Here is a 21610-nt window from a genome sequence, read left to right as displayed (position 1 = left end):
GCTTGCGGAAGAGTTCGGACAAAAGCTCAAGTGGCTGCAATATTACCAGTGGGTTGACCTGGCTCTATTTTGGACATGCATAGGTTTGGTTGTTCTTTGCCTGATCGGCGTCCTGTTTTCGCGGAAATGGGAAAGACTGAAGGCAACAACTGTGCAGCGGTCCCCTGTTGCTGCGTGGTTCTTGATGATAATCCATATCGGCTCGATCGAGAATGGACTTAAAGATTTTTTAATGCTGATATCAAAAAATAACAAAACGCGTCCAGTTTGATACTGGACGCGTTTTGTTATGAAGCAAACCCGCAGATCGGCTTATCAGTGCCTAAAATAGCTCTCAAGATCGAGCTGCTTATCCTGAATAAGGATATTAACGTTATTTAGATGATGGTAGACGGCTTTTTCAAGAGCATCATCATCGTGAACTTTGATTGCGTTAATAATGGCCCGGTGCTGTGAAGGCATGATAATTGGGCTTTCATGCTGCAGAGAAAGCAGCCTGGCTCTTAAATAATGGATATCCTTTTCGCCGGTATGATCCAAGACAAACTCTTTTTTTGTCAGATTATAAAAAATCTTATGAAACTCAATATCCATCTGGAAAGCGATCTCATATGCAGAGGCATTCATAAGCTCCTCCTGCCGTGCAACAAGCGATTCAAGGTAAGGAATGATGGGATCGAAACAGCCTGAGCGATATCCGTCCATCATGATCTTGATCTCCAGGGCTTCGCGGAGATAACGAATGCGTTCCAATTGTTCGAGATCAATTAAAGTTACAAAACTTCCCCTTTGAGACTGAGTTTCCAAAGCGCCGTCGGCAACCAGCAAATGGATGGCTTCTCGTACTGGTATCCGGCTGCAATTGAACTGTCTGGCCAGTTTGACTTCACTCAGTTTTTCCCCGGGCTTTAAATGAAGGGTAGAAATCTCGTACCACAGATGCTGGTAGATCACCTGACTGAGATTCGCCGATGTCTGAGAGGTTGTGCCCATAACTGACTCCCGCTTCCGTAAGATTGTTAAAATGATCTTGTTAAACTATCTAGTATGCATTATATCTTATATTTTTTATTTTTTCAATAAAAGATTGCTATTATCTGGAATTTCCGCAGTGCAATGATATATTTATCCATGAAATGAATACTACTTACGAAAAAATGTTGGCTCTTGACGAACGACAAAGAAATATCGGTATTAAGTGAATAATAAACAAAAAAATGATATGGATAATTATTAATAAGATAAAAATTATATAAAAATATTGATTTTAAAGAGGATTCGAGTTATACTTGTGCAAAGAAAAACTAGTATACATTTTTCCTGCGTAAACCGACCTCTCATTTGTCTGAGTGGTCCGAGAAAGGGAGAACTTGCTATGAACAACAGACGTAAGCTATTATGCCCATCCATTTTGAATTTGCCGACAGATTGTATGCGTGAGGAAATCGAAAAGCTGGATGCAACCGATATGGATATTTATCATGTTGACATTATGGACGGAACATTCGTCAACAATTTCGGGATGTCTGTCCGAGAATTGGAAATGATACGGCGCATCACGGACAAAGGCGCGCATAAACTGATCGATTGCCACATGATGGTCATGCATCCGCACCGCTATGTTGAAAAAATTGCACAAGCAGGCGCAGATATTATTTACATTCATCCGGAATCCGAACTAATTCCTTCGGCGACACTGGAGTTGATCCAGCTGCAGGGTAAAAAAACCGGGCTGATTTTAAATCCCTGCACAGCGCTTGAGATGGTCAAAGATATGCTTCCCATTACGGATTATGTGATGATTATGGCCGTTAATCCCGGTTTTGCCGGACGGACTTTCATGAGCTATACCCGGCAAAAGTTTACTGAGCTCAATCAGTACCGCGAACAAAAAGGCTTGGATTATCATCTGTTGCTGGACGGCGGTGCCACAAGAGAGGTTATTACAGATCTTTATCATAATTGTGGAGTCGAAGGGTTTGTACTTGGCAAACAGGAACTGTTTTTCCAGAAGGAAGACTATGCAACCTGTATCGATCGTATCCGCGAGTTTTAGGCGGTCGTGCCGAATTTTGTGTCATAACAGGAAACTGTGATGAAAGTATAAAAAATTGGAGGAGAGAAGATTATGAAAAAAACGATCCTATCCATGGCCGCGTTTGCACTGTGCGCATGCATGCTGTTTGGGTGCAGTAAAGGCGCGGGAACCCCGGCAGGCGGCACCGGTGAAAGCAGCACAAGCCAGCAGCCTGCGGCAGCCGGTGAGACAGTTACGCTGAAGTATGATCTTACAGTATCCCTCGAGCATCCCTGGGGCCTTGCAGCCACTGAGTTTAAAAAACGTCTTGAAGAAAAATCCGGCGGACGGTTCAAGGTTGAAATTTACCCCTCCAGCACCTCCGGCTCCGAAGCGGATTCCCTCGCCGGTATGCTGGTAGGAACAACCTCCATGACCATGTCGGGCGGTTCATTCAGCGGATATGCGCCGAGCGCGACGCTTCTTGAGGCTCCCTGGGCATATAACTCCGAGGAAGACGTGAAGAACATGATTAACAGCGATATCGGCACTTCGATCAAAAACGATTTTGACAACGCCGGTTTCCACGTTCTGTGGTATCAGCTCCGTGGACCCCGCCAACTTACCTCCAATGTAGCACTCAACACGCCCGCTGATCTTACCGGCCGCAAAATGCGCATGTCCGGCAACCCATTACATAACAATATGTGGAACTCGGCGGGTGCTGTCTGCTCTTCAATCGCCTTGAGCGAAACATTTAACGCGCTGAGTCAGGGCGTTGTGGAGATGCAGGAGAACCCGTATGACATGATTTATGACAACAGCTTCTTTGAAGTGCAGAAATATGTCAACGAAACCAGCCATGTTTATTCGACCATTCTGAATCTGATTTCCGCGGACGTTTATAATGGGCTTGACGACGAAATGAAAGGCTGGCTGAACGAGACTTCCAACGAGATGCAGGAATGGGTTGATCAATATTACTTTGAGCATAAAGATGATTATCGTCAGAAATGTATCGATGCGGGTATGACTGTCAACACCGATGTCGACCGCGAGGCGTTTAAAGAAGCCATGCTGCCTCCTATTAAAGCTTACCTTGAGGAGCAGGGTGCGGACCTCTGGGATATGTATCAGAAGATCAGCGCTATGTCGGACGCGAATGAGAAAAAATCCTGAATTCCGGCTAACTGACAACTTCAATGCATGCAGAACCGCCTGTATCGGCAGGCGGCTCTGCATGGCGGATGATCAATAGGTCGATACCGTTTGAGGGAGCCGTACTTTATGGGAGGGAAACGATGAAAAAGATTGCCAAAGCGTTTGACAAGGTGTTCAGTTACCTGACGGCTGCATGTTTTATACTGGTCGGCATTTGCGTTCTGGTTCAGATTATCACACGGTATACGCCGGGGCTTTCAGCCCCCTGGACAGATGAGATGACCAGGCTGCTTTTCATGTACACGATTATGACAGGTGCGCCAATCGCAATTAAATATCGGGAATATGCCGCCATCGATATCCTTTTAAACAACCTGCACGGCAGGGTCCGCCATGCCATTACTGTTTTTGAACATCTGGTTATCAGCGTAGTCGGCGTGATTGGCACGTGGCAGGCTTATATTTTTTTTACAAAGGGGTTAAAGACACTCACGACCTCTTTGCGGATCAACATGGGGTTTTTCTATATTGTCCCGATTGGGATCTTCGCGCTCACAACGATTTACAGTCTTGCGCTTGTCGTTGAAGAAGTGATGGACATGGTAAAGGGGGAATAAAGTGTGGTTGTGGTGATGTTTGTCCTGTTTCTCGTATTATTGATCCTTGGTGTGCCGATCGCTTTTTCATTGGGGGCGTCGTCCCTGTTTTATCTGTTTATGAATAATATTCCGCTTGCGGTTATCACACAAAAATTTTTTGCAGGCATGGACTCCTTTACATTGCTGTGCATTCCCGGATTCATGCTGGCCGGTTCCCTGATGAACGGCGGCGGGATTACAAAACGTATTCTTGACTTCTGCAATGCGTTTCTGGGACACTTTACCGGCAGCCTTGCGTTGGTCAATGTGGCAGCAAGCATGGTGTTCGCGGGAATTTCCGGTACGGCGATTGCGGACGTTTGCAGCCTCGGCGGCATGTTGATTCCCGCGATGGTTGAAGATGGCTATGACGACGACTTTTCAGTAGCGGTAACAGCGGCATCCTCCGTCGTCGGGCCTATTATTCCGCCGAGCGTTCCAATGGTTATCGCTGGCTCCTGTGTCAGTATTTCTGTTGGAAAGATGTTCCAGGCCGGTATTATTCCCGGTATTCTGCTGGGGCTCGCCCTGTGCATCCCTACCTATATCATTTCCGTCAGACGGCATTATGCGAAACATGCAAAAGTAGGCTGGAAACAGCGGCTGAAAACAACCAAAAGCGCTATCTGGGCGATTATTATGCCGCTGATTCTGTTGGGCGGCATTCTGTCGGGGATTTTCACGCCGACGGAGGCTTCTGTTGTCACCTGCGTTTACGCACTGGTGGTAGGCATCTTTATCTATAAGGAGATTAAATTTCAGGACGTTCCCCGCATTTTGTGGGAAAACCTGCGCTCCTGCGCCAGCATTATCATTTTGATTGGTTTCGCGAACGTATTCGGCTATATCCTCACCGCTGAGCGAATCCCGCAGATGGTGGCAAACGGCATCCTCAGCATTACATCCAGCAGAATCGCTGTGATCCTGCTCATCAATATTGTTCTTTTGTTCGTGGGAATGTTTATGGAGAGCCTTGCGGCGATCCTGATCACGTTCCCGGTGCTTCTGCCGGTAGCAACGGCGGTTGGCATGGACCCTGTTCATTTCGCACTGATGGCAATTTTGAACCTGATGATTGGCCTTACAACCCCGCCGGTCGGGATGTGTATCTGCACGGGCGCACAGATCGGGAGAGTTTCTACTTATCAAGCATTCAGGGCAAACACGCCGTTTTTATTGACCAGCCTGACCGTATTGGCGCTCGTCTCGTTTGTGCCGCAAATCACGCTTTGGATTCCTGGTTTGCTGGCCTCCTGATGTCAGACCAATCGAGTGTATAAAAAATCAAGGGGGTTATCGCATGCAGCAGACAATTGTCATTACGGGCGCCGGAGGCGGGCTTGGCAGCGTTTTTGCCGGAGAACTCGCAAAAGACGGCCACAGGATCGCTGTTTTGGATTATGATCTCAAGGCGGCGGAGTGTGTTGCCGTGGAAATCCGGGAAAAGGGCGGCGAGTCTTTCGCGGCTTTCTGCAACGTTACAGACAGGGCATCCATGGAAGCGGCGCGGGAGGCAGTACGCAATGCCTTCGGGAAATGCAATGTACTGATTAACTGCGCGGGCATTCAGGACGTTCTTGCCAAGACAACATCGGAGGCTTACCAACGTGGTGACGAAAACGATACGGATGTGGCAGCGCTTCCGCCGGGTGGTTCCAGGCAGGACTATGAAGCACTTGTTCAAAAAAGCCGTACGCTGTTCAATCTCGACGCGGACAGGGTACTGCGCGTGATGAATGTAAACTGGCTGGGAACATTTATTGCCTGCCAGGTGTTCGCGGTGGATCTGGTTGGACAGGAGGGCAGTTCCATTATCAATATTACCTCGATGGCGGCCTATGACGCGCTTAGTATGGTGCCTGCCTATGCTTCCAGCAAGGCGGCGGTCGACATGTTTACAAAATGGCTTTCCAACTACTTATCAAATGAGTACGGCAGGGTCCGGGTCAACGCGGTGGCTCCGGGATATTTTCTGACACCCTTAAACCACGATATGTATGTGAATCCGGATGGAACCTACACGCGGCGCTATGATCATGTGATTCACCGTACGCCGATGGGAAGGCTCGGAGATCCCGTCGAACTTGTGGGCGCACTGCGATTTTTCGCTGATCCGGCTATGTCCGGATATATTACCGGCCAGGTCATCGCCGTTGACGGCGGGTTCCTTTCCTGCCCTGGTATTTAGGCCGCGGCGGCAAAACAGTTTTATTGGAAAGAATGGATGATATTTTGAAAGCAATTACAGTAATTAAACCGAATCAAATAGAGATGCTGGAAGTGGAAAAGCCGTCCATCACAAGCCCTGACCAGGTACTGGTCAGGATCAGGGCGACGGGAATCTGCGGCTCCGATGTACACGTCGCGCATGGGACAAATCCTTACGCCGTGTATCCGCGCGTCATCGGACACGAAGCAAGCGGGACCGTCGAGGAGGTGGGTGACGGTGTAACTGATCTGAATCCGGGAGACGGCGTCGTGTTCGAACCGATCACCTACTGCGGTACCTGCTATGCCTGCCGCACCGGTCATCATAACGTGTGTCGGGAGCTGAAGGTGCTTGGATGCAGCGTGGACGGTACTTTCCGGGAATATGCGGTTGTCGGACGTTCTCAGCTCTACAAGTATCACACAGATAAAATGTCCTTTGTGCAGGCGGCAGCCTGCGAGCCCTATACAATCGGTGCGCAGGCGAACTGGCGCGGTAACGTGCAGCCCGGAGATGTGGTTCTCGTCCATGGCGCGGGGCCGATCGGCCTGGTGGTTGCGGATGTCGCGAAAAGCCGGGGGGCTACCGTCATTGTGTCCGAGCCGAACGAAAACCGGCTTGCGATGGCTAAAGCGTTCGGAGCGGATTATCTTATAAACCCCATGAAGGAGGATCTGGACGCATTGATCGGAAGGCTGACGGGCGGCGAGGGGGTTAATGTGATCTTTGAAGCGGCCGGAGTTCCCGAGCTTTTAACCCATGCGGTGGAAGTCCTCTCACCCGCGGGACGCCTTGTCGCGATGACCTTCGGAAAAGAGCCGATTCCCGTCAATTTTAGGGCGCTTAACGCAAAAGAACTTACAATCCTTGGAACAAGGCATCAGTTTCAGAAGTTTCCGGAAACTGTTGAACAGTTTCCCGGAAGGCTTGACCGTGTGAATCAGCTGATTACACATGTGTTCCCTGCAGAAGAATTCAAAAAGGCATTTGACGTGCTCGCGGATAAAAACGGCGGCGCTGCCAAAGTCGTCCTTACGTTTGGCTGATACGCCCGGAATCCTTTCGTAAACGCAGAACACGTCCCTCAGCCGTAACCATCGGTCGGGGGACGTGTTCTACTCATGCTTTCGCTTTTGAATCTTTTTTGAAATACGATGTGGTATCTGCCTGTTTGAAAAGATTGTCCCGCAAAATGTTGATGCCGAGCGAGAGTTCCCCGCGCGGCGTATTTGGCATGTATTCCAGAACGGCCACAAGATCGCCGGATAAATTCTGCATGGCCTGAAAGATCGGTTCCCATTGGATACTGCCCCTGAAAACGGGCAAATGCTGATCGGAAACGCCGTCATTGTCATGCACATGGACCCCCTTGATTCTTCCGTTCAGCCGTTTGAACAGCCGCGGGAGATCCCATCCGTTGATATGCGCATGACCGATATCCACCAGCGAATAAAAGCTTCTGCCGGACAGGATCAGATCTATATAGGACTCCTCGTCAAACACCATCGTCCGGCTGCGGCCAAAACCTACATTTTCAACCCACAGCTCACATCCGTACTGCCGTGCGGTTTCCGCGAGTAGAACCGCCCGCTCCATAAACAGTTTCCTTTTTTTCTGTATCCTGGCCTGATCCACCGGGTTCATGCCGTTTGTATGGAGCACCATATAAGGCGCGTTGATCCGTGCGGCCAGCTCCATGCATTCCTTATGCCGATCCAGACTGTGCCTGAGAAGGAGCGTCCCTTCGTCTGCCAGAAGGTCACAGCCCGATGTCGGACAGTGAATTCCCATCCGCTCATGATTGATAAAGTCCCTCAGGTGTTCCTGATAAAGACCGGCTCCTGTAAAAGGATGCGTGTCGAAAAACAGTTCCAAGCCAGTTTCCGTATCGCCCTGCCTGCGGAGCTTTTCCGCGAATTCCAAAAGATCCAGCCCGGCGAACGCAAAAGTACTGACGCTAACCATGTGTACACTCCTTCGCTATTTAATCCCCGAATGGATAAAGCTCTCGACAAATTGCTGCTGAAAAACAAAAAACAGAATCAGAAGCGGGCAAACAACAAGAAAGGTTGCCGCGCAGACGTCGCTCCATTGGGCCCCGGTTTCGCTTGACATCGCAAAGATCGCAAGGCCCAGCGTCAGTGGCCTTTTTCCTACGGAATTGATCATCACAAGCGGCCAGAGAAAATCATTCCAGTGAAAAGATACGGAAATCAGCCCGAACGCCGCATAAGCGGGTTTAAGCAGCGGAACGTAAATCTGAACAAGCATTCGCAGCAACCCGCAGCCGTCCATTTTTGCCGCCTCCTCCAGTTCGTAGGGGATGGTTTTGATCGACTGCCGCATAAAAAACGTTCCCATAGCCGAGGCAAAGAAGGGCAGCATGACCCCGGCCCGCGTATTGACGAGATTTAGCCGCTGCATCAACTGATAATTGGGAAGGATCAGGACGTCAGGGGAAATCATCAACTGTGTGAGAAACAGCACAAACAGCACACGGCTTCCAAAAAAATCCAGACGCGCAAACACATATCCCGCCAGCGTGATGAGCACGAACTGTACGGCCAGTGTACAAAACACAATGAAAATCGTGTTGGCGTAATAAAGGGAAAACGGGGCCACATTCAGAATATGCTCGAGGTTCCCGAACGTGGGCCAGGCAAAAGCAAATGGCTGCAGCGCCAAACCGGAAGGGATAAACGCGGTGCGCACCATCCATAAGAGCGGAATCAGATAAATGACGGCCAAAAGGCACATCAGAACGTATACAAACAGCCTGCCGGGGGTCAGGTGGACGCCGGTGTTTTTTTTCATAGGGACCTCCCTGCGTAAACGCGTGCATTCTTTTTATAGGGGAAGGCTTATCCAATCGGATAAGCGGTTAGTTATAAAAGGTCTTTTTGTCCTGCGTGAAAAAGTACACACAGGTAGCGGTAAGCAGCAGCACGATGAGTACAATCGTCATGGCGGAAGCCTTACCCGTATCCCAGAAATCGAAACCGACCTGATAAATATAAAACAGCAGCATATTGGTGGAGTTGTTCGGTCCGCCTTTTGTCATAATGTAAAGATGATCCACCGTCTTGTAGGCGTTGGTCAGTGCGATAATCGTAATATAAAGCGTAGTCGGCTGCAGCATCGGCCATGTGATATTGCGGAAGGTTTGCAGCGGACCTGAACCGTCGATCATGGCTGCCTCATATAATTCCGATGGAATCCCTTGCAGCCCGGACAGATAGAAAATCATCAGATAGCCAGCCTGTTTCCAGTTCAGCATGACGATCAGGCCCCAGATGGCGGTATCCGGATTTCCGAGGATACGCCATGCGGGATTAAGGTAGGACGCGAGGCCGTAGATAGGCGTATAGATAAACAGCCAAATGTTTGCTACGGCTACCATCGGCAGAATCGTGGGGTAGAAGAACGCCGTACGCACGATCCCTTTTCCCGCAATCACCTTGTTGGTAAAAACGGCCATTGCAACAGCCAGCGCGATGCTGGTGGGGACGGTGCAGACCGCCACCAGCAAATTGTTGAAAAATGACTTGGCAAAAATGGGGTCGTTCAGAAGTCCGGTATAATTTTGTAATCCGATAAACCGGGGAATCACCGTCGCCAGGTCATCTTTATAGAAGCTTTTGATCAGACTGCTGAGGATCGGGTAGATGGTGAACGTCCCCAGAAAAAGCAGGGACGGCAATAGAACGCCCCACGCCAGCAGGGTGGTTTTCCACTTTCTGCGAAGTTCCCGGTCGATGGGAGTCTTTTTCTGTTGTCCGCGGGGGAGAGCTGCCGCCCTCCCCGCGGTTCCGGGTGATAAAGTTTTCATAAGCAAAGCCCTCGATTCTGTTTTCCCAAAGCGGCTGCCGTGCAGATTTACCAAAGTTCCCCGGCAAAACAACTCTGCCGGGGGATACGGCTGATTAACAGCATAGAAAGTGCTATTTGTACTGCTTTAAAATACCGTCCGCTTTGTCCTGCGCCTGCGCCATTGCGTCGGCAGCGCTCATCTGTCTAGTCATGACCGCTTCAATCGCCGTATCAAGAATATCCTGCACATTTCCCTGGTCGTACACGGAGAATTCGGCGTGCGCGTATTCGAGCTGGTCCCGTGCGGTAAGTGCCTGCGGGAAATCCTTCGCGTAATTTTTCAGCAGGTCCGTCTCATAGGCTTCGGGGCGGGTAGCGACATATCCCGTGTCAATCGACCACTGTGCCACACGGTCGGGGTCTCCGGTCATCCACTTGATGAAGGTATAGGCCGCCTGCGTCTCCTCCTCAGGGACACCCTTGAACAGGTAGAAATTGCCGCCGCCCGTCGGGGAACCCCTTGATTCGTCGGCCGGGAGCATAGCCGTCCCAAAGTCAAACTTGGCGTTTTTGCGAATATTGGTGAGGTTTCCGGTGGTATGGTAGATCATTGCGGCCCGCTGCTCGATAAAATCGGTTGGGGTGGTCGACCATGCGCTGGTCCCGGCAGGCTGGCTGCCGTCATCGGACAGGCTCTTCCAGAATTCCAGCCCTTTAATGGTTCTGGGGTCATTAAAATAGACCTCGTCGCCGTCTTCATTCATCAGGTTGAATCCATTCTCCTGGTTGCAGAAGGTCTGAAGCATCCAGTATGCGTAGCCTGCCTTATCCGAGGGTATTTGAATGCCGTAACGGGTAGTTGTACCGTTTTCTGTTTTGGTGAGCTTTTTGGCGTAGTCCTTCAACTCCTGCCAGTTGGCCGGCGGCGCTTCGGGGTCCAGTCCAGCCTCCTTGAAGGCATCCTTGTTGTAATACAGGATAATCGTGCTGCGCTGCCAGGGGATACCATAGGTTTTTCCTCCGGTGCGGCTGTTTTCCATGAAACCGTCGTAAAAGCCGTTCAGCCAGGTTTTGTCCTCATCTGTTTTACAGAATTGGTCGTAGTCATACAGGACGTCCATGGAAAGCAGCGAATGCAGGTCGATCGAGAACATCAGGGCAATCGCCGGGGTGTCGCCGCTCTTGATGGCGGACAACACTTTTGTGCGGGTTTCGGCATAGGTTCCCGCATACACGGGGTTAACCTTGATTCCCGGATATTCGCTGTGGAACTGGTCGCAAAGCCCGCTGATAATGGCATCCGGCCCGCCTCCGACCGAGACGGGGAAATACATATCCAATTCGATGACCTTGTCGCTGCCGGCACCGGATGCGGTTCCAGATCCGGGCGCGGGGCTTGTCTGCGAACAGCCGGCCAAAACCAGTGTGCAGCACATCGCTGCGGCGAGTATGGCGCTTAACGTCTTTTTCATAAAACGCTCTCCTTTACTTTTTTGGGGGTACCAATGGCTCTTAGTCATATTGATTATTAAAATATTTAATTAAATCAACAACTAAATATTTTGATAACCCGTACCCTATAAGTCGTTCTTTCTCTATAAGAGTAGCTTATTTGCGGGAAATGTCCAAGCAAATGTGTGTAAATGTTTTGTAATGATTCTGAAATGTGAAATTTGAACAAAATAGAATTATTAAAATTTTAATAATTTTTCAATGAATTAGTTTACTTTTTTATGTGCGTCGTTTATAGTAATATTGGGTGAGTTTATACAGGCCGAACATCGACTGATTCGTATCTGCACGCATATCGATTTATGAAGCTCTGTATGGGCCACCCTATTTAAAAAGAGACTGGATGATTTTTGTGAAAGCCTCAAAACCCACAATTCAGGATGTTGCCCGATTGGCAAAAGTATCTCCGTCCACCGTTTCCATGATTCTGAACCAAAGGCCCGACGTTTCCTTCTCCGCGCAGACGGTCGATGAAGTTTTCAGCGCGGCCAGACAGCTGGGATATACCAAAAATGCAAGCCATGCGTATCAGCACATTTTTTCCAACACAATTGCAGTTGTGTGCCCCACCATCACCAATCCGTATTATTCGGATATGATCCAGTCCATCGAACAGGCTGCGGATGCAAAGGGCTACCGGCAGATGATCTTTGTCACCTACCGTGATCCGCGGCGGGAATCCCAGATATTGGACAGGATCCAGGCTTCTTCCGTGGCCGGTATTATTTTTACGATTCAGCCGCAGAATCCCGAAAAAGTGATGGAAATCAGCAAAACCATTCCCGCTGCGGTCATCAGTGATCATACGGAACAAATCAGCCTGGACACGGTAGAACTGAACAACTATATCGCGGGCTGCCTGATCGCCCGCCACATCATCGGGCTGGGGCACCGGCACATTGCGTTTATTACCACCACGCTGGACCAGTACAATACTGCCCGCACCCGCCGGCTGGATGGCCTTCAGGAAACATTTCAAAAGGAATGCCCGCAGGGAACGGTATTGGTCAGAGAGCGGGAAGTCTCTCCTCAGGAGGATCTGGACCGCCTGCATATCGAACACGCCGTGGGATATGAGCTGACGCGGGATTGCCTGAAAAATCCGGAACTGACTGCCTTTGTCGGGGTTAACGACATGGTCGCTTACGGCGTATCCGACGCCGTTTTGTCGGCGGGCTTCCGCATCCCGGAAGACTACAGCGTCTGCGGCTTCGACAACCTGCTCCCGTCTCACCTGGGTCAGGTATCGCTGACCAGTGTGGAACACCATATCGCGGACAAAGGCCGCAACGTATTTGAAATGCTTTATATGAAAATGAAACAAATGCATAATATGTCCGAAGTCATTACAAGGGTGGAGTACCAGCCTAAACTGGTTGCCCGCCGTTCCACTGGGCCTGTGCGGTGAGAGACAATATAAAAAAGGGGCAGCTCATGCTGCCCCCTTAACTGTATTTTCACTTGAAAGCTGAATAATATTAATATTTGTGTAAGCAAGTATGTCTAAATATAAGTGGATAGATATACTGTTCCTGATATCTAGTAAAGTCCTTTCACATTTGCGTATAAGGCTTTATATTTTATAAACTGTTCTTCATAATAGCTTATATGTTCTGAATCAGGTGTTAATAAAGTGCCCTGATTTGCCAGTTTTTTACCGAAATCACGAGGAACAGCTTCAATTTCTACACTTTGCGCTGCAATAATCGCGTCGCCAAGTGTTTCGGTTTCATTGGACCTTAACTGAATGATCGGGCGTCCCAATACATCTGCAAATATCTGGCACCAGACTGTACTGTTTGCGATACCTCCGCCTATGGGGATCGCCTCCGAATTTTTAGACATTTCCGGCATAATGCCGATACAGTCCCGCAATGAGAAGGCAACGCCTTCCATGACTGCGCGTAAAAAGTCCCTATATGTGGAGCCGAGCCCGATGTTAAAAAAGACGCCACGTGCCTTGGAATCCCAAATCGGGGCTTTTTCGCCGGAAAGGTAAGGAAGATAAAGCAGTCCCCCGGCTCCTGCCGGAGACTTCTGTACCAGTTCGTCCATATACTGATAAATGGATTTCCCGGATTTTTGTGCGTCCGCGGCGACCGCTGAACCGAATACATCCCGGAACCAACGAAGCGATATGCCAGCATTGTCGGTCGATTGGATGGTCATGTAAAGCCCGTCAAACGGGCTGCTGCAATTAAGCAGCCGTTTATCAAATACCGGATGGTCATTGATGCAGCAAACCCTTCCGCTGCTGCCCACGGTAAGCGCGGCATCTCCGGCGTTGATAGCGCCGGAGCCTGTTGTTGCTACCGCAGTATCCAGACAGCCTGCCGCCACAGGCGTACCTTCACGCAAACCCGTCAATTCAGCAGCCTGTCGTGTGACACCCCCTACAATATCACAAGACCCATAGGCCTCGGGCAGCAGCCTCTCCGGGATCTCGGCTCGTTCAACAATGGTCTCCGACCACTTTCCTGTGCGGATTTCAGACAAGAGCGTAAGACCCATGCGGGGGCGGTTCATTGAAAACTTTCCCGTAAGCTTTTGAATAATAAATCCGCTGGGCATCAGAAACTTATAGGCTTCCGCCATCAGTTCGGGACGGTTATCACAAAACCAGCGAAGAGTCGGTAAAGAAAAAGTTCCTTTTGCAAGCTGATTAGCCGTGATCTGAAAAATGGTTTCTTCACCGACATGCTCCCGCAGCCAGGCAACTTGGGCGTCCGCACGTTGGTCATGATGACCGATCGCGTTGTAAACAGGATTTCCATGATGATCTACTAGTGTCAGCGCATTGGTACAGCTGACGCTAATGGCCGCAATTCGACCGCTGTCGACTTTCTGTCGGAAAAAGCAGTCGTTCAGATTTACCTTTACGGCGTTCCACCAGCGGTTTGGGTCCTGTTCGGCCCAGCCGTCCTGCGGGCAAATCATTGGATATTCCTGATACGCATGGGCGACAAGTTCTCCCAGCAGGTTATAGATTGCACATTTCGCACCCGTGGTACCAATATCAATACCCAGCAGAAGTGTATTTTCGTCAAAAATCATTATGCTAAAACTCCTCCTAAAATTATAAGGACTGTAATTAATTTCCGCGAGGGGCAGTCAGGGTACAAAGTATGCAGAAGATAGTTTGAAAAAGATCTGCAAAAAGAGCGCTTTCGCCCTATACCGGCCATCTTAACAAAAAGCGCGAATTTATGTATCCTTACAGATAGATTGAATTATTATTGGCGCAGACCCATCGGAAGTAGTTGTGCCTGCTGCTCTTCTGTGAGCGACCGCCCCTGATCAGCCAGCGCAAAGTACATTTTTGCGGCTTCCTCGATTTCTTCGACGAGATTGAGGGCATCTTCGGGTGTTTTGCCAACCGTGAGGATACCGTGGTTAGCCATCATTACAGAGTTGCGCCTATCTATAACGGCAGCAACCTTTTTCGCCAGCTCGACAGATCCTGGAAGTTCGTAAGGAATAACCGGCAGCTTGCCCACGCGGGTGCCATAACCCGGCGTATATACGGGGATCGCGCAGAGATGGTCTAAATTTTTTAAGCAGGAAATAGCCATGGCATAAACACTGTGAACATGGATAATTGCTCCGATATCGTTCCGGCTGTAACAGGAAAGATGCATTCGCCATTCCTTTGAAGGCTTGCCGCCGTTCTGTGAAGTAAAGCTGCCGTCGGAAGAAAAGAATACAACATCCTCTTCTTTCAATGATTCCAGTCTGCGCCCGGAGGGTGTGATCATGACCTGACTGCCACACCGAAAGCTGACATTTCCTCCCGGCCCGCTTACCAAATCCTTTTCATGGAGTAAATGGCAGAGATCTAAAAAGCTCCGGATCTCGTTTTTTAATTCCATGTTGATCCTCTCATTCTGTTGAAAATTAAATTTTTAGGTAAATTTTAAGAATATCATACCTGATTCTTCCTAAGATAGCAAGATCAATATTGCATAAACGAGATGTTAGAATTCTCTACATAACTGCCAAATCATATGAATTTTGTAAATAATAGACATCTCCATAGGCAATTAATTGTGAAAAAAGGTCCTTGTTTTTGTTCTTGAAAGTATGATAGTATTGGCTTGTTGAAAAATATTTAGGTAAATTTTGAGGTGAAAATATGGCGGCTGAAAAGATTCCTGAGATAAAATCGGAGAATGTGCTTGAAGCAAAGGAGCATGAGCATGCGGATTTGAGCCATTTTGTTAGCACTTCGCTTGTTGATTTGGTGGCAAGCAAAATCCGTACCAATATCTATCTTGGAAAATATCCTGCAGGGCAGAAACTAGTGGTGCGTGAACTTTCCGAGGAATTCGGCGTTAGCCATACTCCAGTAAAAGATGCGCTCAACCGTTTGATTGCAGAAGGATATATAGAGGCTTTGCCCCGTCGGAGTATGGTAGTTCGAATGTTTACGAACAGTGAATTAATCGAAAGCATACAAATCCGCTTGATGTCAGAAATATTTTTTGCAGAAGAAATCATTGAAGCTGCCCGCCAAAATACGAGTATCGTGTCTGAAATGCAGGAAATTCTGGAGAAGATGCGTGCATCCATAGAAGATAAAGAACATTTGGATTATGAAACCTGGGTGAGCAACGAAACCAAATTTCATTGTAGCTACATGCGGCTTTGTGGCAATAAAAAACTTTTTACGCTGTATAAAGGATTAGATACAAACCGGATTACCTATCTGGCTTATTTAGGCAACAGCCATTCCCCTTTAAAACTAAGCACGCTGGAGAGCAATCTGATGGAACACAGCGCCATTGTTTCAGCGATTGAGGCGCTGGATGTTCAGCGGTTTATTAACGCCGTGATTCGTCATCTGTATCGTGCTTGTGAAGATTATGCAACGGATGATTTGGCCCGCGCAAAAATTGCCCAGCTCAGGCGGATGACGGAAAAATACGAAACTTGAAAGACCGGTAAGCATCTGACGGGAAAGAAGGGATGCTTTAAAAAAAATTTACCTAAATATTTTAAGGTTAATATTATTGAACAAAAAACAGCAAATCAAAAGAAGGAAGGATTTATTCATGAAAAAAATCATTTCTCTGGTACTTGCAGGCACTCTGGCTGCCGGAATACTTTCAGGATGTGGAGGAACGAGTTCGTCTGGTTCCGCGGCCCCAAGCCAAGCATCTGCTTCCGAAGCGGCTTCCGTTGAGGCATCGGGTGAAACCAACGGTGATGTGATTGTCATGCGGTTGGCACACATTAATGCCGATACGGATCCAAAGCAAAAGGAAGCTGAAAAATTTAAAGAAATTGTCGAAGAAAAAACCGGGGGCAAAGTCCGGGTTGATATCTATGGTGCCGCACAGTTAGGCGATGTCAATGAAATTATCGAAGGTCTGCAGCTCGGTACGGATGAAATTGTAATTGAAGGATTTGGCACGATTCCTTCCTATACAGAGCTGTCCCTGCTGGACCTGGTACCGTTTATGTGGCGTGACCGCGATCATTTTGATAAAGTGTGGAATGGGGAAGTTGGCGAAGCGCTTTTAACTGAGGCCGGGAACCAGGCGGGTATGAAACTGTTTGGGGCATCCTATCGTGGCGTACGTGTTACGACCAGCGCTAAGCGCTTTTCCAACATGGATGAACTTAAGGGATTGAAAATTCGTGTTCCGAATGATGATATGAGTGTGAAAACCTGGCAGGCGCTGGGCGCAACTCCAACACCAATGGCCATGAACGAAGTTTTGACCGGTATTCAGCAGGGAACTGTGGACGCACAGGAAAATCCACCAATCCTTTCTTATAACTTTGGATTGGCGGATGCTTGCAAATACTTAATTAAAACGAACCATCGCTGGAGCGCGGACGTTTTCATGATGAACCAGGATTATTTCGCGAATCTCCCCGAAGATGTGCAGGCTGCAATTATCGAAGCCGGAGAAGTGGCTGCTGCTTATGTCAGCCAGATCAATACTGACGGGGAAGCCGATGCATTCCAAAAATGGAAGGATGCCGGCGCAGAAATCATTGAACCGGATCTTGAGCCATTTAAAGAAGCTACCCAAAATGTAGTTGCCGACAACTTCCCGAATCTGGTAGAATGGGTCGAAAAGATCAAGGCTGTACAGTAAACAGAAACTGATGAGGTTTGGCGCCCATCTTGAGTGGGCGCCAGACAATTATCCCCATGTGAGGAAGAGGTGCGGATTCAGATGACGAAAAAGGTCTTCAACGGAATTGATTATATCCTTCGTCTTATCATTTCAGTGCTGTTGCTTCTTATGACAGCTGTTATTTTTTATCAGGTTATCTTGCGGTATGTATTTCAAGGCTCGAATGTTTGGGCTGAAGAATTCGCAAGATATGCATTTATCTGGGTTGTTATGCTTGGTTCTGCCTGTGCGGTTCGACGTTATAAACATATTCGTATTGACTTTTTGGTAGACCGGATGTCTCCTAAATTACGGTATGTGGTTGAACTCGTTACATATCTGATTATGATTGCAATGCTGCTTCTTTTGACTTATTACGGATTTGCCATAGCAAATCAAACAATGGGACAACTTTCATCGGGAATGCATATCTCAAAAGGGTTTATGTATACCAGTATTCCTGTTGGTTCGCTCTTTATGATTATATTTATCATTGAGATCCTGGTGAATGACTTTATTCTGAAGAAAGGATCCACCGGCAAGGTGTAAGGTGAACAAAATGGGAATAGGAATTCTTTTGCTTGTTGTCTTGATTGTATTGGTTATGTTAGGGGTTCCGGTAGCCTTTGCGATCGGGATTGCTTCTATCGGGTCAATCCTGATGGGCAATTATCAGCTGATCATTCTGCCGCAGAAAATTTTTGCCGGGTTGGACTCTTTTCCCATGCTGGCAATTCCCTTTTTCGTATTGGCCGGAAATTTGATGACCGCGGGCGGAATTAATGACCGCATTATGAGATTCGCCTCCGCGGTCGCCGGCTGGCTGCGCGGAAGTCTGGGAATTATCACAGTTATCAGTTCCGCAATCTTTGCGGCGATCTCCGGATCAGGCACAGCTACTGTAACTGCCATCGGGGGAATTACGATCCCCGCCATGAAAAAAGAAGGCTATCCGGCAGATTTTGCGGCAGCGATTGCATCTTGTTCCTCTATCCTCGGCCCGCTGATTCCTCCAAGCATTATTCTGATTGTCTATGGAAACGCGGTGCAGTATTCAGTCAAAGATCTGTTTATGGGAGCAGTTTTCCCGGGCCTGATGATGGCGGGCGGCTTTGTAATCTATACTTATTTTAAAGCCCGGAAGCTGAACCTGCCAGTAGGAGATAAATTGGATGTACATGTTGTTGCCCGTGAAACAAAGAACAGTATTTGGGCTTTGTTAATGCCCATTATTATCCTGGGCGGTATCTTCGGCGGCATCTTTACGCCGACCGAGGCGGCAGCAGTTTCAGTAGTGTATGCGCTGCTGATCGGTGCTGTTGCTTATCGAAACATTAATTTTAAGAATTTGGAACAGGTTCTGGTAGACAGCTGTATTACTTCAGCAATCATGCTGTTTCTGGTAGGCTGTTCAAAAATATCCAGCTGGGCGCTTGCGGTTGCGAAAGTTCCCGCGGCCATATCCGAAGCAATCCTTTCTGTAACAAGCAACCCCACTGTCTTGCTGCTGATTCTGAATGTGTTTTTGATCATTGTAGGAATGTTTATGGAGGCCAATGTCGCGGTTGTCATCTTCACACCGATTCTTTTGCCTATTGCGCAGGCATGCGGCATGAGCGTGCTACAATTCGGCGTAATGATGTGTACTAACCTGTGCATAGGCCTGATCACTCCACCTGTCGGTTTATGCGCGATGCTCGGTAATAGTATTGCGGAGACCAAGCTGGAGAAAACCTTAAAATCCTGCGGTGGATTTATGGTTGTTGGTCTTGTAACGCTTCTGCTGACAACTTATTTTGCGCCAATGACAGAATGGCTGCCTAATGTATTAAAAGGTGGCTGAGCCTTTATTGTTGCCGCATCTAAAAGGAAGGAGTCGAAAAGATTCCTTCCTTTTGGTGCTTCGTACACGGTCTGCCGGAATATTTACATTCTTTGGGCCGCATCCAGAGCAAGGGCAGACCTTTCGCACTCCTCTGTCAGCATGGTAATCTGATAGCATAACGGGCTTCCTTTCATCTTTTCGGAAGCGTAGCTAAGCCCATTTGTGCGTTCATCTAAAAGTGGATGATCGATCTGTTCCGGATCCCCCAGAAGGATCACCTTGGTGCCTTTTCCTACTCTTGTTACAATGCCTTTTACCTGCTTGGGTGTCAGATTTTGGGCTTCATCGATAATAAGATAGGTATAGGTGATGGAACGCCCCCTGATGAAATTCATCGCTTCTGCTGTAATGATTCCCCTGTTAAACAGTTCATCAATTTTGCCGCGCAGTTCCTTCTCATTTTGATATCGTTCGTTTTCATTTCGATCTACCAGGATTTCGAGATTATCAATAATAGGCCTCAAGTACGGCGCAATCTTTTCCTGTTCCGTACCGGGGAGAAAACCGATGTCGTCATCGAACTGTATGTTGGGCCTTGTAATCAGAATTTTCCGATAGCTTTTCTTTTCCGCCTCAAATATCTTTTCCAGCCCTACAGCAAGCGAATAGAAGGTTTTAGCAGTACCGGCGGCCCCTTTTACGATGACCAAAGGAGCCGTATCGGCGTCCATCGACAGGGCTTCCTGTAAAAACTTTTGGCCCACATTCCTGGGCTGCACTCCGAAAGGCTCTTCTTTCAGGCTCTTTAAAGGGACAATCAGTTTTCCATTAAAGCGGCCCAGCAGGGTTTTCTTTTCATTGGTTTCGGAATGGATAATAAAAAACTGGTTGCAGACCGGATGGATCTCCCGTTTTATGGCATCCGACAGGCTGTCCGGAATTTTGGATGCATCCGCAGTATACGGATAAACCTGCTCGGGAAGAATCCCCTTTTTCTTAAAATCATTCATCGCGCTGTCCGGCGCGTATACTTCCAGCCTGCCGGCATACTGCTCCTGCAGCTGCGGGGATTGTTCTGTCATAAAATCCTCGGCGTTAATCCCGATCTTCTGTGACTTCAGGCGGACTAAAATATCCTTTGTGACAAGGACTACGGATTCGCCTTTTTCTGCCAGCCCCTTGCATATCTTTAATATACGGTTATCGTTTACGTCCGGCCCGAACCCATGGGGAAGTTCAATCTGGACAAAATTTGTTTCAATTTTAAGGAATCCGCCTGTTTCCAGTGTTACGCCTTCAAAGAGATTACCGGTTTGCCTTAATTGTTCCAAATACCGTATGGTTTGCCTTGCGTTGGCACCTCGTTCCCCTTCTTCATTTTTTAATTTGTCCAGTTCTTCCAATACGGCAATGGGAAGGACAACTTTGTTATCTTCAAAAGAAAGCAACGCAAGAGGGGATTGGATTAGAATATTGGTGTCCAGCACATAAGTTTTCGTCATCGGATACCTCCATATTGTGATAAAAAAGAAAGAGTGCCTGCTGTGCAGATCAGCACAATAAGCACTCCTGGTTTATATAGCGTTTTGCAGCAAGAGGGACATACTTCACAGACAGACTGTAGTGTCCGGCAAAAAATAAAAACATACCGATGCTGTGCAGGCAGGAGGGGATAAGCGGAACCGGTTTCCACGAATTACCGTGGAACATAAACATAGGCGCTACCTCCTTAAAATTTTATTCTTTTTATCTGTCTTCATAATAACTGATTATGCTCCCGGACACTATCATAAAAAGGTAAACTCTAAATGATAGATATGTAAATCGCATCACTGGTATGCCGCGAATGATACGATCGCTAAAGTTTAGGCAACGGCAGAAAAATATCGGTCAGCTCTAAAATAAGTTATGAAATATGCTCAAAGCGCATATGTATTGTTCTATGAGAGCAAAATAAAAAAGCCCGGCAACTCTTGCCAAAGCTTTCACTTTATCATATAATGTTGAGCAGGGATACCGCATAAGCGGCTAGTCCTCTGGCTTAGGCAAAAATAACCGCAACCTTTGGACGGGGGGCGGTTATTTTTTTATGGTTCTGAGTATCTCCAAAAGTATGTAAAGCAATACAATCGTCAATACAGCTTCCATATCATCACTCCCTTTTATTGGAGTGACTAACCGCCCTGCCGGGTATCCCTGCGATAACAGTATAGCATTGTCCATGCGAAAATAAGCGCATAATGTGACTCACTTTGGAAAGCCGGATAAATCGGACCCAATCATCGGGCAGGTCTTCCGGTAGCGTAAGCT

The 21610-nt window shown here is 48.0% G+C and carries 20 protein-coding genes; 12 read left to right on the top strand and 8 right to left on the bottom strand.

Annotation, left to right across the window (positions count from 1 at the left end; all coding sequences use genetic code 11):
• Window positions 1-271, top strand: a 271-nt coding sequence (locus tag C1A10_RS18665) for a hypothetical protein (RefSeq protein ID WP_207654741.1), incomplete at its 5' end; no start/stop codon positions are given.
• A 44-nt stretch (window positions 272-315) separates the two neighbouring features.
• Here the strand turns inward: C1A10_RS18665 and C1A10_RS18155 are convergent.
• Window positions 316-993 carry a GntR family transcriptional regulator gene (locus C1A10_RS18155; protein WP_101911598.1) on the bottom strand — a complete coding sequence of 226 codons (678 nt, stop codon included), beginning with the start codon at window positions 991-993 and terminating at the stop codon, window positions 316-318.
• 382 nt (window positions 994-1375) lie between these two features.
• Between C1A10_RS18155 and C1A10_RS18150 the strand changes: the two genes are divergently transcribed.
• The 6 genes from C1A10_RS18150 (at window position 1376) to C1A10_RS18125 (ending at window position 7071) form a co-directional block, all read left to right on the top strand.
• Entirely contained in the window at window positions 1376-2056 is a 681-nt protein-coding gene (locus C1A10_RS18150; protein WP_101911597.1) for a ribulose-phosphate 3-epimerase, read from the top strand.
• 72 nt (window positions 2057-2128) lie between these two features.
• Window positions 2129-3196: a TRAP transporter substrate-binding protein gene (locus C1A10_RS18145; protein WP_242968972.1), complete on the top strand. Its 1068-nt coding sequence runs from the start codon at window positions 2129-2131 to the stop codon at window positions 3194-3196.
• A 122-nt stretch (window positions 3197-3318) separates the two neighbouring features.
• Window positions 3319-3795, top strand: coding sequence for a TRAP transporter small permease (locus C1A10_RS18140; RefSeq protein WP_101911596.1), 477 nt, complete (start codon window positions 3319-3321; stop codon window positions 3793-3795).
• A 3-nt stretch (window positions 3796-3798) separates the two neighbouring features.
• Window positions 3799-5073, top strand: coding sequence for a TRAP transporter large permease (locus C1A10_RS18135; RefSeq protein WP_101911595.1), 1275 nt, complete (start codon window positions 3799-3801; stop codon window positions 5071-5073).
• A gap of 43 nt (window positions 5074-5116) precedes the next feature.
• Window positions 5117-6004 (top strand): SDR family NAD(P)-dependent oxidoreductase, encoded by an 888-nt coding sequence (locus C1A10_RS18130; protein ID WP_101911594.1) that lies wholly within the window; start codon window positions 5117-5119, stop codon window positions 6002-6004.
• Between the two features lie 44 nt (window positions 6005-6048).
• Window positions 6049-7071, top strand: coding sequence for a zinc-binding alcohol dehydrogenase family protein (locus tag C1A10_RS18125; protein WP_101911741.1), 1023 nt, complete (start codon window positions 6049-6051; stop codon window positions 7069-7071).
• A gap of 73 nt (window positions 7072-7144) precedes the next feature.
• On the opposite strand, the gene C1A10_RS18120 is transcribed toward C1A10_RS18125, so the two are convergent.
• The 4 genes from C1A10_RS18120 to C1A10_RS18105 form a co-directional block, all read right to left on the bottom strand.
• A complete protein-coding gene (locus tag C1A10_RS18120) occupies window positions 7145-7990 on the bottom strand; it encodes a sugar phosphate isomerase/epimerase family protein (RefSeq protein ID WP_101911593.1) in 846 nt (281 codons plus the stop codon).
• A gap of 15 nt (window positions 7991-8005) precedes the next feature.
• The gene (locus C1A10_RS18115) at window positions 8006-8839 is read right to left on the bottom strand and encodes a carbohydrate ABC transporter permease (RefSeq protein ID WP_101911592.1); all 834 of its coding nucleotides are present in this window, start codon (window positions 8837-8839) and stop codon (window positions 8006-8008) included.
• A gap of 67 nt (window positions 8840-8906) precedes the next feature.
• Window positions 8907-9854, bottom strand: coding sequence for a carbohydrate ABC transporter permease (locus C1A10_RS18110; protein ID WP_101911591.1), 948 nt, complete (start codon window positions 9852-9854; stop codon window positions 8907-8909).
• A gap of 112 nt (window positions 9855-9966) precedes the next feature.
• Window positions 9967-11307: an ABC transporter substrate-binding protein gene (locus tag C1A10_RS18105; protein ID WP_207654740.1), complete on the bottom strand. Its 1341-nt coding sequence runs from the start codon at window positions 11305-11307 to the stop codon at window positions 9967-9969.
• 383 nt (window positions 11308-11690) lie between these two features.
• Between C1A10_RS18105 and C1A10_RS18100 the strand changes: the two genes are divergently transcribed.
• Window positions 11691-12755, top strand: coding sequence for a LacI family DNA-binding transcriptional regulator (locus C1A10_RS18100; protein WP_101911590.1), 1065 nt, complete (start codon window positions 11691-11693; stop codon window positions 12753-12755).
• A 131-nt stretch (window positions 12756-12886) separates the two neighbouring features.
• On the opposite strand, the gene C1A10_RS18095 is transcribed toward C1A10_RS18100, so the two are convergent.
• Together C1A10_RS18095 and C1A10_RS18090 are read right to left on the bottom strand one after the other, a co-directional pair.
• Window positions 12887-14401 carry a xylulokinase gene (locus C1A10_RS18095; RefSeq protein WP_101911589.1) on the bottom strand — a complete coding sequence of 505 codons (1515 nt, stop codon included), beginning with the start codon at window positions 14399-14401 and terminating at the stop codon, window positions 12887-12889.
• A gap of 179 nt (window positions 14402-14580) precedes the next feature.
• The gene (locus C1A10_RS18090) at window positions 14581-15216 is read right to left on the bottom strand and encodes a class II aldolase/adducin family protein (protein ID WP_101911588.1); all 636 of its coding nucleotides are present in this window, start codon (window positions 15214-15216) and stop codon (window positions 14581-14583) included.
• Window positions 15217-15479: 263 nt separating this feature from the next.
• On the opposite strand from C1A10_RS18090, the gene C1A10_RS18085 reads away from it, so the two are divergent.
• The 4 genes from C1A10_RS18085 (at window position 15480) to C1A10_RS18070 (ending at window position 19318) form a co-directional block, all read left to right on the top strand.
• A complete protein-coding gene (locus C1A10_RS18085) occupies window positions 15480-16280 on the top strand; it encodes a GntR family transcriptional regulator (RefSeq protein ID WP_101911587.1) in 801 nt (266 codons plus the stop codon).
• 118 nt (window positions 16281-16398) lie between these two features.
• Complete coding sequence (locus C1A10_RS18080; RefSeq protein ID WP_101911586.1) at window positions 16399-17454, top strand: TRAP transporter substrate-binding protein; 1056 nt, start codon at window positions 16399-16401, stop codon at window positions 17452-17454.
• A gap of 81 nt (window positions 17455-17535) precedes the next feature.
• A complete protein-coding gene (locus C1A10_RS18075) occupies window positions 17536-18024 on the top strand; it encodes a TRAP transporter small permease (protein ID WP_101911585.1) in 489 nt (162 codons plus the stop codon).
• 10 nt (window positions 18025-18034) lie between these two features.
• Window positions 18035-19318: a TRAP transporter large permease gene (locus C1A10_RS18070; RefSeq protein ID WP_101911584.1), complete on the top strand. Its 1284-nt coding sequence runs from the start codon at window positions 18035-18037 to the stop codon at window positions 19316-19318.
• Between the two features lie 83 nt (window positions 19319-19401).
• On the opposite strand, the gene C1A10_RS18065 is transcribed toward C1A10_RS18070, so the two are convergent.
• Window positions 19402-20802, bottom strand: a complete 1401-nt coding sequence (locus tag C1A10_RS18065; protein ID WP_101911583.1) for a PhoH family protein — start codon at window positions 20800-20802, stop codon at window positions 19402-19404.
• Window positions 20803-21610 lie beyond the last annotated feature (808 nt).

The organism is Marasmitruncus massiliensis (assembly GCF_900186535.1).
GTDB lineage: Bacteria > Bacillota > Clostridia > Oscillospirales > Ruminococcaceae > Anaerotruncus > Anaerotruncus massiliensis_A.
Note: the sequence above shows the minus strand (reverse complement) of the source record. Positions and strands in the feature narration are given on the sequence as shown.